The sequence below is a fragment of the Pantoea sp. B270 genome (assembly GCF_018726825.1).
GTDB lineage: Bacteria > Pseudomonadota > Gammaproteobacteria > Enterobacterales > Enterobacteriaceae > Pantoea > Pantoea dispersa.
Genome location: NZ_JAHCSX010000001.1, coordinates 1,178,617 through 1,192,301 on the forward strand (window position 1 = coordinate 1,178,617; position 13,685 = coordinate 1,192,301).

Consider the following 13,685-nt stretch of genomic DNA (forward strand, 5'->3'; position numbering starts at 1 on the left):
GTCGAAAGTCTTCACCAGGGATTTTGCTGACGGACATTAAATGAAGACCGCCATCATGAGAACCTCCCTGCTTTGGCCGGCGCTTGCAGCGCTGGCACTGAGCGGCTGTTCCGTAGGCCATACTGAGTACAGTCGTACGGCGCTGCAGCACGTGGATATGAGCGTGACCGGCATCCCGACGGTACTGGGTTTGGGCATCCTCGGTACAACCATTCCGTTAACGCCGGAATACAGTCTGACTGCCGCGCACGTGGCCAAAACCGCCGTGCAGCGCGTGAAGGCTTATCACCCCTATTGCGACGTCGCGATTATTTATCATAAAAACAGTCCGGATACGCTGGCGAAATTCCGCAGCAGCGCGGTGGGCGAGCCAATTAAAATGTATGGCTATAGTTTTATTTCCGCGATGCCGGTGGAGTCGAGCGGCGTTAATCTGGCGCGCACCGCCATTAATAATCGCTGGAATAAAAAGCCCTGTATGGCAATGGCTTCCGATGCCGGTGTCGTTCAGGGGATGTCGGGCGGCGCTGTCTATAATGCCGACCAGACAATCAGCGGAGTGATTGTGGGTTACAGCCATGAAATTGCTAACGTACGCAGCAAAAAAGTCATCTTAAAAGATGTCTCGCTGTACATTCCGTACGGCGATTTCAAACGCTGGCTGGAAGCCAATATCGGCCAGACGCCACAAACAGCGCCCGGCCCGGCGTAATTACAGGAACGGGCGGGTATCGCCTGCCCCTTCACGCACGATGACGGGCGCATCGCTGGTGAGATCGATCACGGTGGTTGGCTGCTGGCCCAGGGTGCCGCCATCGATAATTAAATCCACCAGCTTGCCGATGCTGTGCTGGATCTCTTCCGGATCGGATTCAGTGAAATCATTGCCTGGCAGCATCAGGGAGGTCGACATCATCGGCTCATTGAGGCGTTCCAGCAGCGCCAGCGCCACCGGATTTGACGGTACGCGCAGGCCGATGGTTTTACGTTTATCGTTCATCAGACGACGCGGCACTTCTTTGGTGGCCTTCAGAATGAAGGTGTAATTGCCTGGCGTGTTGTTTTTCAGAATGCGAAACGCGCTGTTATCCACCTGCGAATAGGTCGACAGCTCAGAAAGATCGCGGCACATCAGGGTAAAGTTATGGTTACCATCGAGCTGACGAATGCGGCAGATACGCTCCATGGCATTCTTCTCTTCCAGACGGCATCCCAGCGCGTAGCCGGAATCGGTCGGATAGACAATAACGCTGCCTTTGTTGAGATAATCCACTGCCTGATTAACCAGACGCGGCTGCGGATTTTCCGGATGAATGTGAAAAAGTTGACTCATAAAAACCTCATATCACCCATCAACGTGCGATCTGACCGGCGCTAAAGCGGGAAAACGCTCCCAGACCGGCTCCACGCCGCCCGGCAGCCATAGCTTGCGCCCCAGTTCAATCCACGGACAGGGTTGGTGAAAATCGGACCCCTGCGAGGCCGCCAGCTGATTATCGCGTGCATAGCTCGCCAGCTGGGTACGTTCATTCGGTGCCTGCTGACACTGTGCCACTTCCATCGCATCGCCGCCTTCTGCGGCAAAATGCGCAATCAGTCGCTTCAGCCATTTGGCCGACAGCCCGTAGCGCGCAGGATGAGCCAGTACCGCCACACCGCCAGAATGATGAATAGCATCAATGGCTTGTTTAATTGTACACCATTGTGGCGGCACGTAGCCGGTTTTGCCACGCGCCAGGTAGTTTTTAAATACCTGCGCCATGTTATCGGCTTTGCCCAGCTCTACCAGATAGCGGGCAAAATGCCCGCGGGTGATCACCCCGCCCTGCGCCAGACGCTGAGCGCCGGCCAGCGCGTCAGGAATGCGCGCGCGCTCCAGCCGTTCGGCAATCAGTTCTGCACGTGCCATACGGCACTGGTGCTGCTGCGCCAGAAAAGCAGTTAACGCCGGATGCTGCGTATCAACGTTGAGTCCGACAATATGAATTTCGTGATTTTCCCACAGCGTAGACGCTTCCACACCGGCCAGTACCCGCAGCGGTAGCTGAAGCTGCTGCACCGCCGCCTGCGCTTCGGCAACGCCCGCCACGCTGTCGTGATCGGTAATCGCCAGCACGCCGACGTGCATCTCAACGGCGCGCTGCACCAGCGCGGTCGGCGTCAGCAAACCGTCAGAAGCCTGGGTATGGCTGTGTAAATCATAAAGTGGAAAACGGGCGATATCTGACAAGGTCACTCCAGCGACTGCAATAAACCGGCTGGCATGATAACGATTTTGCCCGTAACTGAAAAAGGGTATTGACTTTTTTCACCCGAACCAGTTAACTAGTACACAAGTTCACACGTAACGGGTATTTAATCATGGCTCTTATTGGTACGCATGTTAATGGTTGGTGGCGCGATGATCCCTTTCACGGGCGACGTCGTCATGCACATTTTGCGTAACCGCAGTGCAGATACCTGAGCCCGCCACCGAGCGGGCTTTTTTTTGAGCGAAATTCAGAGAATCCATTATGGCTAATGCGAAACCTACATTGAAGTTGATTACCGGTACCGCGCCCTACCGCGAAGATCCGGCCGCAGTGTTTCATCAATTATGCGGCGCACGTCCGGCAACTCTGCTGCTTGAATCTGCCGATATCGACAGCAAGCAGAACCTGAAAAGCCTGCTGATTGTCGACAGCGCGCTGCGCATCAGCGCCCTGGGCAATGTTGTTACCCTGCAGGCGCTGTCGGAAAACGGCCGCGCGCTGCTGCCGCTGCTGGACGAAGCGCTGCCGCCCGAGGTGCGCATCGCCGTTCGCCCGGACGGACGTGAGCTGCATTTCACGCCGGTTGAGGGTCTGCACGATGAAGACTCCCGCCTGAAGGCGCTGTCGGTGTTTGATGCACTGCGTCTGATTCCGCATCTGGTGAACAGCCCGGCCGAAGAACGTGAAGCCATGCTGCTGGGCGGCCTGTTTGCCTACGATCTGGTGGCGGGATTTGAAGATCTGCCGCCGCTGCGCAATGACCAAAGCTGCCCTGACTACTGTTTCTACCTCGCCGAAACGTTACTGGTGATCGATCACCAGCAGCGCAGCGCCCGTCTGCAGGCCAGCCTGTTTGCGCCGTCCACCAGCGAGTTTCAGCGTCTGCAGAGCCGTATTGAACAGCTGCACGGTCAGATGACGCAGCCAGCACCTGCGCTGCCGGTGCAGCGCGTCGAGCAGATGACGCTGAGCACCAGCCAGAGCGATGAAGCTTACTGCAACGTGGTAAGCGAACTGCAGCAGGCCATTCGCATCGGCGAAATCTTCCAGGTGGTACCGTCGCGCCGCTTCTCACTGCCGTGCCCGTCACCGCTGGCGGCTTACGATACGCTGAAAAACAGCAACCCCAGCCCGTACATGTTCTTTATGCAGGATAAGGACTTTGCGCTGTTCGGCGCTTCGCCGGAGAGCTCGCTGAAATATGACGCCAGCTCGCGCCAGATCGAAATCTACCCGATTGCCGGTACGCGTCCGCGCGGTCGCCATGCGGATGGCTCGCTGGATCGCGACCTGGATAGCCGTATTGAACTGGAAATGCGCACCGATCATAAAGAGCTGGCTGAGCACCTGATGCTGGTGGATCTGGCGCGCAACGACCTGGCGCGTATCTGTGTGCCCGGCAGCCGTTACGTGGCGGATTTAACCAAAGTGGACCGCTACTCGTTTGTGATGCATCTGGTATCCCGCGTGGTAGGCACGCTGCGCAACGATCTTGATGTGTTGCACGCCTATCGCGCCTGCATGAACATGGGCACGCTGAGTGGCGCACCGAAAGTGCGCGCGATGCAGCTGATTGCGGAAAAAGAAGGCACGCGGCGCGGCAGCTACGGCGGCGCGGTCGGCTACTTCACCGCCAGCGGCGACCTTGATACCTGCATCGTCATCCGCTCCGCCTGGGTGGAAGGTGGCGTTGCCACCGTGCAGGCCGGTGCCGGCGTGGTGCTGGATTCTCAGCCTCAGGCTGAAGCGGATGAGAGCCGCAACAAAGCCCGCGCGGTATTGCGCGCCATCGCTACTGCCCATCACTGCAAGGAGATTTTCTGATGGCTGATATCCTGCTGCTCGATAATATCGACTCCTTTACCTACAACCTCGTTGATCAGCTGCGTACCTTTGGCCACAACGTGGTGATTTACCGCAACAACGTCCCGGCAGAAGTGCTGATCGGCCGCCTGCAGCAGATGGAAAACCCGGTGCTGATGCTCTCACCCGGCCCTGGCGCACCGAAAGATGCGGGCTGCATGCCGCAGCTGTTACAGGCGCTGCGCGGTCAGCTGCCGATCATTGGTATCTGTCTCGGCCATCAGGCCATTGTCGAAGCTTACGGCGGGCACGTCGGCCAGGCGGGCGAAATTCTGCACGGCAAAGCCTCCGCCATTACCCATGATGGCGAGGCGATGTTTACCGGCCTCAGCAACCCGCTGCCGGTGGCGCGTTACCACTCGCTGGTGGGCAGCAATACGCCGGCGGAACTGACGGTCAACGCCAGCTACAACGGCATGGTGATGGCGGTGCGTCACGAAACGGACCGCGTGTGCGGCTTCCAGTTCCATCCCGAGTCGATTCTCACCACGCAGGGCGCACGTCTGCTGGAGCAAACACTGGCCTGGGCGCTGGCGAAATAACAGGGAGATGATGATGCAAACTATTCTGGAAAAACTGTATCAGGCGCAAACGCTGAGCCAGGCCGAGAGCCACCAGCTGTTCAGCGCGATTATTACCGGACAGCTGGAGCCGACGCAGCTGGCAGCGGCGCTGATCGCCATGAAAGTGCGTGGCGAGCGCCCGGAAGAGATCGCCGGTGCCGCCTCCGCGCTGCTGGCCGATGCCAGACCGTTCCCGCGTCCGGACTATACCTTTGCCGATATCGTTGGCACCGGCGGTGACGGCAGCAACAGTATTAATATTTCAACGGCCAGCGCCTTTGTCGCCGCCACCTGCGGGCTGAAAGTGGCTAAGCACGGTAACCGCAGCGTCTCCAGCAAATCCGGATCTTCCGATCTGCTGGCCGCTTTCGGTATCAATCTCGACATGCCGGCACAGCAGGCACGGCAGGCGCTGGACGATCTCAACGTCTGTTTCCTGTTTGCGCCGCAATATCACAGCGGTTTCCGCCACGCGATGCCGGTGCGCCAGCAGCTGAAAACCCGCACGCTGTTTAACGTGCTGGGTCCGCTGATCAACCCGGCGCGCCCACCGCTGGCGGTGATTGGCGTCTACAGTCCGGAACTGGTGCTGCCCATCGCCCAGACGCTGAAAGTGCTGGGCTACCAGCGTGCTGCCGTGGTGCACGGTGGCGGCATGGATGAAGTAGCGCTGCACAGTGCGACCCAGGTCGCTGAGCTGCGTGACGGTGAGATCACCAGTTACCAGCTGACGCCGGAAGACTTTGGCTTCAGCTTCCAGCCGAAAGAGGCGCTGGCCGGCGGCACACCGGAAGAAAACCGTGACATTCTGACGCGTTTGCTCCAGGGTAAAGGCCAGCCCGCCCACGAGCAGGCCGTTGCGGTAAATGTCGCAATGTTGCTGAAAGTATTCGGAAATGAAGATTTGCGCGATAACGCTGAGCGCGCCATGGCTGCTATTCGCAGCGGTCAGGCGTACGAGCGCGTTGTGGCACTGGCAGCGAGAGGATGAAATGAGTATCAAGGGCACCGTATTAGAGAAAATTGTGCAGGATAAAGCCCTGTGGGTTGAAGCACGTAAATCGCAGCAGCCGCTGGCCTCCTTCCAGAACGATCTGCAGCCGGCGGAGCGTCATTTTTACGAGGCGCTGCGTGGCACGCGCACCGTCTTCATTCTGGAGTGTAAAAAAGCCTCCCCGTCGAAAGGGCTGATTCGCGCCGATTTTGATCCCGCGACTATCGCCGGGATCTACCGCCATTACGCCTCTGCGGTGTCAGTGCTGACCGATGAGAAATATTTCCAGGGCAGCTTTGATTTCCTGCCGGTGGTCAGCGCCGCCATCACGCAGCCGGTGCTGTGCAAAGACTTTATTATTGATCCCTACCAGATTTACCTGGCGCGCCATTATCAGGCCGATGCCATTCTGCTGATGCTGTCCGTACTGGATGATGAGCAGTACCGTCAGCTGGCTGCGGTGGCGCATAGCCTGAAAATGGGCGTGCTGACCGAAGTCAGTAATGAAGAAGAGCTGGAGCGGGCTATCGCGCTGGAAGCTAAAGTGGTCGGCATCAACAACCGCGATCTGCGTGATTTGTCGATTGACCTGAATCGCACGCGTCAGCTGGCCCCGCGTCTCAGCCATGGCGTCACCGTAATCAGCGAGTCCGGCATCCATAATTACGCCCAGGTGCGCGAGCTGAGCCATTTTGCTAACGGCTTTTTAATTGGCTCGGCGCTGATGGAAGAGCACGACCTCGACGCCGGTGTACGCCGCGTGCTGCTGGGCGATAACAAGGTGTGCGGCCTGACCCGCCCGGAAGATGCGCAGGCCGCGCATCAGGCTGGCGCGCTGTATGCCGGCGTGATTTTTGCCGCCGTTTCGCCGCGCCAGGTTAACGAGGCGCAGGCGCAGGCGGTGATCGCCGCTGCGCCGCTGAAGTATGTCGGCGTGTTCCGCAACCAGGCTATCAGTGACGTTGTCACGTTAGCCGCGCATTTATCGCTTGCGGCCGTCCAGCTGCACGGCGACGAAGACAAAGCCTACGTTGCGGAACTGCGCCAGGCGCTGCCAGCCAGCGTGCGCATCTGGAAGGCGCTGAGCATTAAAGATCGGTTGCCGCCACGCGACTGGCCGCACGTTGATCGCTACGTGCTGGATAATGGCCAGGGTGGCAGCGGTCAGCGCTTTGACTGGTCGCTGCTGCAGGGTGAAGAGCTGGCTGATGTGCTGCTGGCCGGTGGCCTGAGCGCCGATAACTGCGTCGAAGCCGCTCAGCTCGGCTGTGCCGGCCTCGACTTCAACTCCGGCGTGGAGTCCGCGCCGGGCATCAAAGATGCCAGCAAAGTCGCGGCGGTGTTCCGCACGCTGCGCGCCTATTAATTGCGTCTGCCCGCCTGCGGGCGGGCCAGATAAGGAAGAGGACACGATGACGACATTACTTAATCCCTACTTTGGCGAATTCGGCGGCCAGTATGTGCCGCAGATTTTGATGCCAGCACTGCGTCAGCTGGAAACGGCCTTTGTTGAAGCACAGCGCGATCCGGCGTTTCAGGCAGAATTTACTGACCTGCTGAAAAACTACGCCGGTCGCCCGACGGCCCTGACGCTGTGCAGCAACCTGACCAAAGGCAGCAAAACCCGCCTGTACCTGAAGCGCGAAGACCTGCTGCACGGCGGCGCACACAAAACTAACCAGGTGCTGGGCCAGGCGCTGCTGGCAAAACGCATGGGCAAAAACGAGATCATCGCGGAAACCGGCGCCGGTCAGCACGGCGTGGCGTCGGCACTGGCGTGTGCCCTGCTCGGCATGAAATGCCGTATTTACATGGGCGCGAAAGACGTTGAGCGCCAGTCACCCAACGTGTTCCGTATGCTGCTGATGGGCGCAGAGGTGATTCCGGTACACAGCGGCTCGGCCACGCTGAAAGATGCCTGTAACGAGGCGCTGCGCGACTGGTCCGGCAGCTACGAAACCGCGCACTACATGCTCGGCACTGCCGCAGGCCCGCACCCGTTCCCGACCATTGTGCGTGAATTCCAGCGCATGATTGGCGAAGAGACCAAAGCGCAGATTCTGGAAAAAGAGGGCCGCCTGCCGGATGCGGTACTGGCGTGCGTCGGCGGCGGTTCTAACGCCATCGGCATGTTTGCGGATTTCATCGAAGAGAGCAGCGTGCGCCTGATCGGCGTGGAGCCTGCGGGTCACGGTATTGACACCGGTGAGCACGGTGCGCCGCTCAAGCACGGTCGCGTCGGCATCTATTTCGGCATGAAGGCGCCGATGATGCAGACCGAAGAGGGACAGATCGAAGAGTCCTACTCCATCTCTGCCGGTCTCGATTTCCCGTCGGTCGGTCCGCAGCATGCACACCTGAACAGCACCGGCCGCGCTGACTACGTGTCAATCACGGATGATGAAGCGCTCGACGCGTTCAAGACGCTGTGCCGCGCTGAGGGCATCATTCCGGCGCTGGAATCATCACACGCGCTGGCGTATGCGCTGAAGATGATCCGCGAAAACCCGGACAAAGAGCAGCTGCTGGTGGTGAACCTTTCCGGCCGCGGTGACAAAGACATCTTTACCGTTCACGATATTCTGAAAGCTAAGGGAGAGATCTGATGGAGCGTTATAATCAGCTGTTTCAACGTCTGTCCGCGAAACAGGAAGGCGCGTTTGTGCCCTTCGTCACCCTTGGCGATCCGTCGCCGGCGCTGTCGCTGAAAATTATTGATGCGCTGGTCGCGGGCGGTGCGGATGCGCTGGAGCTGGGCATTCCGTTCTCCGATCCGCTGGCCGATGGACCGACGATTCAGGGCGCTACGCTGCGCGCCTTTGCCGCCGGCACTACCGTGGCGCAGTGTTTTGAAATGCTCGCCACCGTGCGCCAGAAATACCCCGAGCTACCGATTGGTTTGCTGATGTACGCCAACCTGGTGTTCAGCAGAGGTATCGACAACTTCTACGCGCAGTGTGCTGCGGTGGGCGTTGACTCGGTGCTGGTGGCTGACGTGCCGGTGGAAGAGTCGGCACCATTCCGCCAGGCGGCGATGCGTCACAACATTGCGCCGATCTTTATCTGTCCGCCCAACGCGGATGACGATCTGCTGCGCGAAATCGCCTCGCACGGCCGTGGCTACACCTATCTGCTGTCACGCGCCGGCGTTACCGGTGCGGAAAATCGCGCCAGCCTGCCGCTGCATCATCTGATCGAGAAGCTGCGCGAATATCATGCTGCGCCACCGCTGCAGGGCTTCGGCATCTCTGAGCCGGGTCAGGTGAAAGAGGCAGTTGCCGCCGGAGCCGCCGGAGCCATCTCCGGCTCGGCCATCGTGAAAATCATCGAGCGTAATCAGAACGACCCAACGGCGCTGCTCAGCGAACTGCAAACGTTCGTCAGCGATCTCAAAGCGGCTACCCGCTAAGTTGGCACGGCCCTGCACTGGCTGCAGGGCCCTTCTTACTTCCTGCCTCTTTTTTTCTCCCCTGCGACAAACTTTTTCATCGCACCTGAGTTGCCGAAATGCGAGGCACGGCCCACACTTAAGCGTGCCGTCACGTTACGGTGCACCACCATCTATGACAGGGAGATAACCAATGAAATTGTTCAAAGTCGTTGCGGGTTTTTTAGTGGCTGCAGTGATGGCGCTCACCTTAAGTGCCTGTGCACCAACAGCAACAAAGGAAGGGACCGGCGGTTACATCGATGACACGGTCATTACCACCAAAGTGAAGGCACAGCTGCTGAATGACGAGGCGCTGAAATCGACAGAAATTAACGTTGAGACCTTCAAAGGGAAAGTACAGCTGAGCGGCTTTGTCAGCTCGCCGCAGATGGCCAACCGTGCGGTTGCGGTAACGCGTAACGTGGCGGGGGTAAAATCCGTCGTCAACAATATGCAGATTAAGTAACTAAACGGGCGACCTGCGGGTCGCCCTTTTTCTTTCTGGTGTAAAAATCAGAAACGGTAGCCCGCGCCAAAGAAGAACACCCATGGATCGATGCGGGTATTGATATTCTGCTGTTCGCCCGCCGCTTTGAATTTCACTTCGGTATCGATGTCCATGTACCACAATGACGCGTTGAGCATCCAGTCGCGGTTGATCTGATAATCCAGCCCGACCTGTCCCGCTACGCCCCAGGAGTCTTTCACGCTTAAATCGCTCAGCTGCGCATCCTGCCCGGTCTGGTTGAACTTCGCATCGTAGAAGGTGGTGTAGTTGATCCCGACGCCAACGTAAGGGCGCAGCGCGCTTTGGCTGTCGAAAAAGTAGTACTGCGCCATCAGGGTGGGCGGCAGCTGACGCACGGTAGCGAGGTTGCCGGTCGGGCCGAGTCCCACTTTGTGGCGGAACGGCGTGGCCGCCAGCAGCTCAACGCCGATGTTGTCGGTCGCCATCCAGGTAAACGTCAGACCCAGCTGGGTATCATTACTGACGCTGAAGCCGCCCATACCCAGCACATTATCAGAGCCTTCGGTCGGACGAACGGTCGCGCTACCGGCGCGCACAAAAAAATCACCGGCCTGGTGAGCCAGTGCCAGTTGCGGGATCGCCAGCGCCAGCAGCAGCGCGCATTTAGCCAGTTTCATAATCACTCCTTTGCCGGAAAACAGGGTATTGAGGTTAATCGCGGCACAAGATTTACCCCTTTTTTGCGAAAAGATCATCAGCATCAATTCAAATTAATCACTTATAAAACAATGAATTGATTCAGATCAATTTTGCCTTTACAAGCGGACATAAAAATCCTGTTGCCGCCATGACACGGCGTGATTATGTTGCTATTCCCCTTTTGTGATTTTGGTTCGAAGCCTCAGGAGTGGCGGGCGATCAGATGAGCGATTTACTTAACCCCTGTATGACCTGTGGCGCCTGCTGCGCCCATTTTCGCGTTTCTTTTTACTGGGCCGAAGCCGACGACGGCGGTGGCGCGGTGCCGGTTGAACTGACAGAACCCCTGAGCCTGATGATGCGCAACATGCGCGGCACCAACGATCGTGCCCCGCGCTGCGTGGCGCTGCAGGGTGAAATTGGCGGCTGTGTTTCCTGTGGGATTTATGCGCAGCGGCCGTCACCGTGCCGGGAGTTCGCCATGTCCGGCGAAAATGGCGTGCCGAATGACGCCTGCGATCGCGCCCGGGCGCGCTATGGTTTACCCGCGCTTTTTCACCCTTCTTTACCTGAGATGACAGAAAGTTATGGGATTCCGGGTGCCAGCCTGCCTGCAGAACATGTACAATCGCCGGGTTAATTAACCCGGTTCCTTCAAGGAGTGTACATGTCTATCACGGCAAGCTCGTTATACCGTGACACAGGAAATTTTCTGCGCCATCAGCTGGTCACCATCGTGCTGATGGCGTTGCTGACCTCGTTTATTACCGTGATTGTTGGCCACGCCCTGACGCCGGGCGAGGATCAGTTATCCCTGCTCAGCCAGACCGACAGCAGCGCCTCATCGCTGTTTGAAATCGTTCAGAACATGTCACCGGATCAGCAACGCATTCTGCTGCGCGCCTCTGCCGCCGGCACTTTCGCTGCCCTGATTGGCAACACACTGCTGCTGGGCGGCATGCTGTGCCTGCTGCCGATGGTATCCAGTGGACAGCGCGTCAGCGCGCTGCGCGCGATTGGCGCCTCTGCGCCGCTGCTGCCGAAACTGCTGATGCAGACCTTCCTGATCACCCTGCTGGTTCAGCTGGGCTTTATGGTACTGATGGTGCCGGGTGTGATTCTGGCGATTCTGCTGTCGCTGGCGCCGGTGATGCTGGCAAGTGAAAAAATCGGCATTTTCAGTGCGATGCGCGCCAGTATGCGTCTGGCCTGGAAGAACATTAAGGTGATCGCCCCGGCGATTATTTTGTGGCTGCTGGCGAAAATTGCGCTGATGTTCTTCTTCTCCTCCCTGACCGTGCTGCCTGCCAATATCGCTTCGGTGGTGCTCAACGCGCTGGGCAACCTGGTATCAGCCATTCTGATTATCTATTTGTACCGGCTGTATATGCTGTTACGTTAAGCGTTATGGCGCCCGCGGCGGCGCCGTAACTCAACGCTCCTGCCCCTGACTGGAAACGCTATGAAGCAGTTACTCGATTTTCTTCCCCTGGTAGTTTTCTTTATTTTCTACAAGCTGTACGACATTTTCGTCGCCTCCGGCGCGCTGGTGGTAGCGACCGGTATCGCGCTGGTGGTCAGCTGGGTGCTGTACCGCAAGCTGGAGAAGATGACCATTTTCACCTTTGTGCTGGTTGCGGTGTTCGGCACCCTGACCTATGTGTTCCACAACGATGAATTCATCAAATGGAAAGTCACGGTGATTTACTCGCTGTTCGCGCTGGCGCTGCTGTACAGCCAGTGGTTTATGCAGCAACCGCTGATCCAGACCATGCTTGGCAAAGAGCTGCAGCTGCCGGGTGCGGTATGGCGTCGGCTGAATATCGCCTGGGCCCTGTTCTTCCTGGCCTGCGGCCTGGCGAATATTTATGTCGCGTTTTGGTTATCCCAGGCGTTTTGGGTTAACTTTAAAGTGTTCGGTCTTACCGGCCTGACCCTGCTGTTTACGCTGTTAAGCGGCCTGTACATCTGGCGACAGATGCCGCAACAAGAACAAAAATAATCGATGCAGCCCGGTCTCCGCCGGGCTTGTCTTCACCTGCAGAAGAACTGAGCAATGGACGAAAAACATAAGGTGCCGCAAGGCGAGATGGTCTCGCGTACCCTGGCGATGCCGGCAGATACCAATGCCAACGGTGATATCTTCGGCGGCTGGCTGATGTCGCAGATGGATATGGGCGGCGCGATACTGGCTAAAGAGATTGCCAAAGGTCGCGTGGTAACGGTGCGCGTGGACGGTATGACCTTCCTCAAGCCCGTCGCCGTCGGGGATGTGGTGAGCTGCTACGCGCGCTGCATCCGCACCGGCAATAGCTCGATGACCATTAACGTGGAAGTGTGGATTAAAAAAGTGTCGTCCGAACCGATCGGCCAGACTTACTGCGCCACCGAAGCGGTGTTTGTTTACGTGGCGGTCGATAACAGCGGGAAATCCCGTCCGCTGCCGGAAGGCCAGGCCAATCTGAGCGATTAAGCGTATAAAAAAAGCGGCCCGGAATGGCCGCTTTTTCTTGGCCTGTCTGACGTTACTCGATGTTCGCGCCACCGTTAATGCGGAACACGATGTTCATCGTCAGCCCTTTGCCCGGCCGCCCTGGCTGATAGCGCCATTTCTTCATCGCCTGCTTTACTTCGCGCTCAAACATGTTGCGCGGCTCGGCGGACAAAATCTCGACGTTATCGACGCGCCCATCGCTGTCCACGTCAAACTTCACCCGCACCCGCCCTTCAACGCGCAGCGCGAACGCACGCGCCGGATACGCCGGCTTGCTGACGCTCATCGCTTTCGGTCCATCCGACACCGTCTGCGTCGGGGCCGGGTTACTCTTCGGTGCCGTCGAGGGGCGCGTTTGCGCGGCTGGCGCGTCCTGTTTAAACGGATTCTCCTGCGGCTTCACCTGCTGGCGCGGCTTCGGCTCTGCCTTTTTCTCCACCTTTGGCTTCGGTTTCGGTTTTGGCTTCGGTTTAGGTTCCGGCTTAGGGATCGGCACCGGCTCGGCTTTTGGTGGCTCTGGCGCGACTTCCGGCTCGGGTTCCGGTTCGGGCGGCGGCGGCGGGGTTACGGCTGCCGGTGCCGGTTCAGGCTGCACTTCGGGGGCTACCATGCTAATGCTGATAGGCTGAGACGCTTTAGGAACCTCAATGGTCTGATGAAATGAAGCATAAAGAATGCCGGCGATTACCGAACCGTGAAGGAGCACGGACAAAATCACGGACACAGGCGTTCGGGTTGGAAAAGGCGTAGTCAACGTCGTCATATCAGTCATGTTCATTGAGTGAAGCGCTGATTTTAAATGCAAATAGCAATCAGTTTCAATAAGCACGCTACTGAAGGCCAAAAGAAAGGCGCTTTTTAACCCTGCCTGCGTTGCAGCGCGCGCCCATTATCTTTCGTTTGCACTCTGTTTAGCGATCA

14 protein-coding genes, 1 pseudogene and 1 other annotated feature are annotated in these 13,685 nt (G+C 58.1%); of the genes and pseudogenes, 11 read left to right on the top strand and 4 right to left on the bottom strand.

Annotation, left to right across the window (positions count from 1 at the left end; translation table 11 throughout):
• Positions 1–55: 55 nt before the first annotated feature.
• The gene (locus tag KOL70_RS05670; protein WP_181444749.1) at positions 56–712 is read left to right on the top strand and encodes a serine protease; all 657 of its coding nucleotides are present in this window, start codon (positions 56–58) and stop codon (positions 710–712) included.
• Here KOL70_RS05670 and KOL70_RS05675 read toward each other — a convergent pair whose 3' ends face one another.
• Both KOL70_RS05675 and KOL70_RS05680 read right to left on the bottom strand, forming a co-directional pair.
• Positions 713–1,333 (bottom strand): L-threonylcarbamoyladenylate synthase, encoded by a 621-nt coding sequence (locus KOL70_RS05675; protein ID WP_021510107.1) that lies wholly within the window; start codon positions 1,331–1,333, stop codon positions 713–715.
• A gap of 12 nt (positions 1,334–1,345) precedes the next feature.
• Positions 1,346–2,230 carry a PHP domain-containing protein gene (locus tag KOL70_RS05680; protein ID WP_088517175.1) on the bottom strand — a complete coding sequence of 295 codons (885 nt, stop codon included), beginning with the start codon at positions 2,228–2,230 and terminating at the stop codon, positions 1,346–1,348.
• Positions 2,231–2,385: 155 nt separating this feature from the next.
• Positions 2,386–2,490, top strand: a sequence feature (Trp leader region).
• Between the two features lie 23 nt (positions 2,491–2,513).
• On the opposite strand from KOL70_RS05680, the gene KOL70_RS05685 reads away from it, so the two are divergent.
• The 6 genes and pseudogenes from KOL70_RS05685 (at position 2,514) to KOL70_RS05715 (ending at position 9,568) form a co-directional block, all read left to right on the top strand.
• Positions 2,514–4,076: an anthranilate synthase component 1 gene (locus tag KOL70_RS05685; protein WP_215480346.1), complete on the top strand. Its 1,563-nt coding sequence runs from the start codon at positions 2,514–2,516 to the stop codon at positions 4,074–4,076.
• A pseudogene (gene trpD, locus KOL70_RS23555) lies at positions 4,076–5,669 on the top strand (bifunctional anthranilate synthase glutamate amidotransferase component TrpG/anthranilate phosphoribosyltransferase TrpD). The gene KOL70_RS05685 and the pseudogene trpD overlap by 1 nt, the downstream one beginning before the upstream one ends.
• 1 nt (position 5,670) lies before the next feature.
• A complete protein-coding gene (gene trpCF, locus KOL70_RS05700; RefSeq protein WP_215480348.1) occupies positions 5,671–7,038 on the top strand; it encodes a bifunctional indole-3-glycerol-phosphate synthase TrpC/phosphoribosylanthranilate isomerase TrpF in 1,368 nt (455 codons plus the stop codon).
• A 46-nt stretch (positions 7,039–7,084) separates the two neighbouring features.
• Entirely contained in the window at positions 7,085–8,278 is a 1,194-nt protein-coding gene (gene trpB / locus KOL70_RS05705) for a tryptophan synthase subunit beta (protein WP_215480349.1), read from the top strand.
• Complete coding sequence (gene trpA, locus KOL70_RS05710; RefSeq protein WP_104186573.1) at positions 8,278–9,081, top strand: tryptophan synthase subunit alpha; 804 nt, start codon at positions 8,278–8,280, stop codon at positions 9,079–9,081. The genes trpB and trpA overlap by 1 nt, the downstream gene beginning before the upstream one ends.
• A gap of 172 nt (positions 9,082–9,253) precedes the next feature.
• Complete coding sequence (locus KOL70_RS05715) at positions 9,254–9,568, top strand: BON domain-containing protein (RefSeq protein WP_021510099.1); 315 nt, start codon at positions 9,254–9,256, stop codon at positions 9,566–9,568.
• A 47-nt stretch (positions 9,569–9,615) separates the two neighbouring features.
• Here the strand turns inward: KOL70_RS05715 and ompW are convergent, their stop codons facing one another.
• The gene (gene ompW / locus KOL70_RS05720) at positions 9,616–10,248 is read right to left on the bottom strand and encodes an outer membrane protein OmpW (protein ID WP_058771265.1); all 633 of its coding nucleotides are present in this window, start codon (positions 10,246–10,248) and stop codon (positions 9,616–9,618) included.
• Positions 10,249–10,493: 245 nt separating this feature from the next.
• Between ompW and KOL70_RS05725 the strand changes: the two genes are divergently transcribed.
• Genes KOL70_RS05725 through yciA form a run of 4 tightly spaced genes read left to right on the top strand, consistent with a single transcriptional unit; the run spans position 10,494 to position 12,743 of the window.
• A complete protein-coding gene (locus KOL70_RS05725; protein WP_021510097.1) occupies positions 10,494–10,910 on the top strand; it encodes a YkgJ family cysteine cluster protein in 417 nt (138 codons plus the stop codon).
• A 27-nt stretch (positions 10,911–10,937) separates the two neighbouring features.
• Positions 10,938–11,672: a YciC family protein gene (locus KOL70_RS05730; protein WP_215480350.1), complete on the top strand. Its 735-nt coding sequence runs from the start codon at positions 10,938–10,940 to the stop codon at positions 11,670–11,672.
• 60 nt (positions 11,673–11,732) lie between these two features.
• Entirely contained in the window at positions 11,733–12,272 is a 540-nt protein-coding gene (locus KOL70_RS05735) for a septation protein A (protein WP_058758637.1), read from the top strand.
• Positions 12,273–12,326: 54 nt separating this feature from the next.
• Positions 12,327–12,743 (top strand): acyl-CoA thioester hydrolase YciA, encoded by a 417-nt coding sequence (gene yciA / locus KOL70_RS05740; RefSeq protein WP_215480351.1) that lies wholly within the window; start codon positions 12,327–12,329, stop codon positions 12,741–12,743.
• Positions 12,744–12,795: 52 nt separating this feature from the next.
• Here the strand turns inward: yciA and tonB are convergent, their stop codons facing one another.
• Entirely contained in the window at positions 12,796–13,527 is a 732-nt protein-coding gene (gene tonB / locus KOL70_RS05745; protein ID WP_031280217.1) for a TonB system transport protein TonB, read from the bottom strand.
• Positions 13,528–13,685: the final 158 nt, after the last annotated feature.

What these genes read in the sequence shown, in the direction of transcription:
- KOL70_RS05670 (WP_181444749.1), top strand. Translation starts at nt 56, where the DNA reads ATGAGAACCTCCCTGCTTTGGCCGGCGCTTGCAGCGCTGGCACTGAGC.
- KOL70_RS05675 (WP_021510107.1), bottom strand. Translation starts at nt 1,333, where the DNA reads ATGAGTCAACTTTTTCACATTCATCCGGAAAATCCGCAGCCGCGTCTG.
- KOL70_RS05685 (WP_215480346.1), top strand. Translation starts at nt 2,514, where the DNA reads ATGGCTAATGCGAAACCTACATTGAAGTTGATTACCGGTACCGCGCCC.
- trpCF (WP_215480348.1), top strand. Translation starts at nt 5,671, where the DNA reads ATGAGTATCAAGGGCACCGTATTAGAGAAAATTGTGCAGGATAAAGCC.
- trpB (WP_215480349.1), top strand. Translation starts at nt 7,085, where the DNA reads ATGACGACATTACTTAATCCCTACTTTGGCGAATTCGGCGGCCAGTAT.
- trpA (WP_104186573.1), top strand. Translation starts at nt 8,278, where the DNA reads ATGGAGCGTTATAATCAGCTGTTTCAACGTCTGTCCGCGAAACAGGAA.
- KOL70_RS05715 (WP_021510099.1), top strand. Translation starts at nt 9,254, where the DNA reads ATGAAATTGTTCAAAGTCGTTGCGGGTTTTTTAGTGGCTGCAGTGATG.
- ompW (WP_058771265.1), bottom strand. Translation starts at nt 10,248, where the DNA reads ATGAAACTGGCTAAATGCGCGCTGCTGCTGGCGCTGGCGATCCCGCAA.
- KOL70_RS05725 (WP_021510097.1), top strand. Translation starts at nt 10,494, where the DNA reads ATGAGCGATTTACTTAACCCCTGTATGACCTGTGGCGCCTGCTGCGCC.
- KOL70_RS05730 (WP_215480350.1), top strand. Translation starts at nt 10,938, where the DNA reads ATGTCTATCACGGCAAGCTCGTTATACCGTGACACAGGAAATTTTCTG.
- KOL70_RS05735 (WP_058758637.1), top strand. Translation starts at nt 11,733, where the DNA reads ATGAAGCAGTTACTCGATTTTCTTCCCCTGGTAGTTTTCTTTATTTTC.
- yciA (WP_215480351.1), top strand. Translation starts at nt 12,327, where the DNA reads ATGGACGAAAAACATAAGGTGCCGCAAGGCGAGATGGTCTCGCGTACC.
- tonB (WP_031280217.1), bottom strand. Translation starts at nt 13,527, where the DNA reads ATGACGACGTTGACTACGCCTTTTCCAACCCGAACGCCTGTGTCCGTG.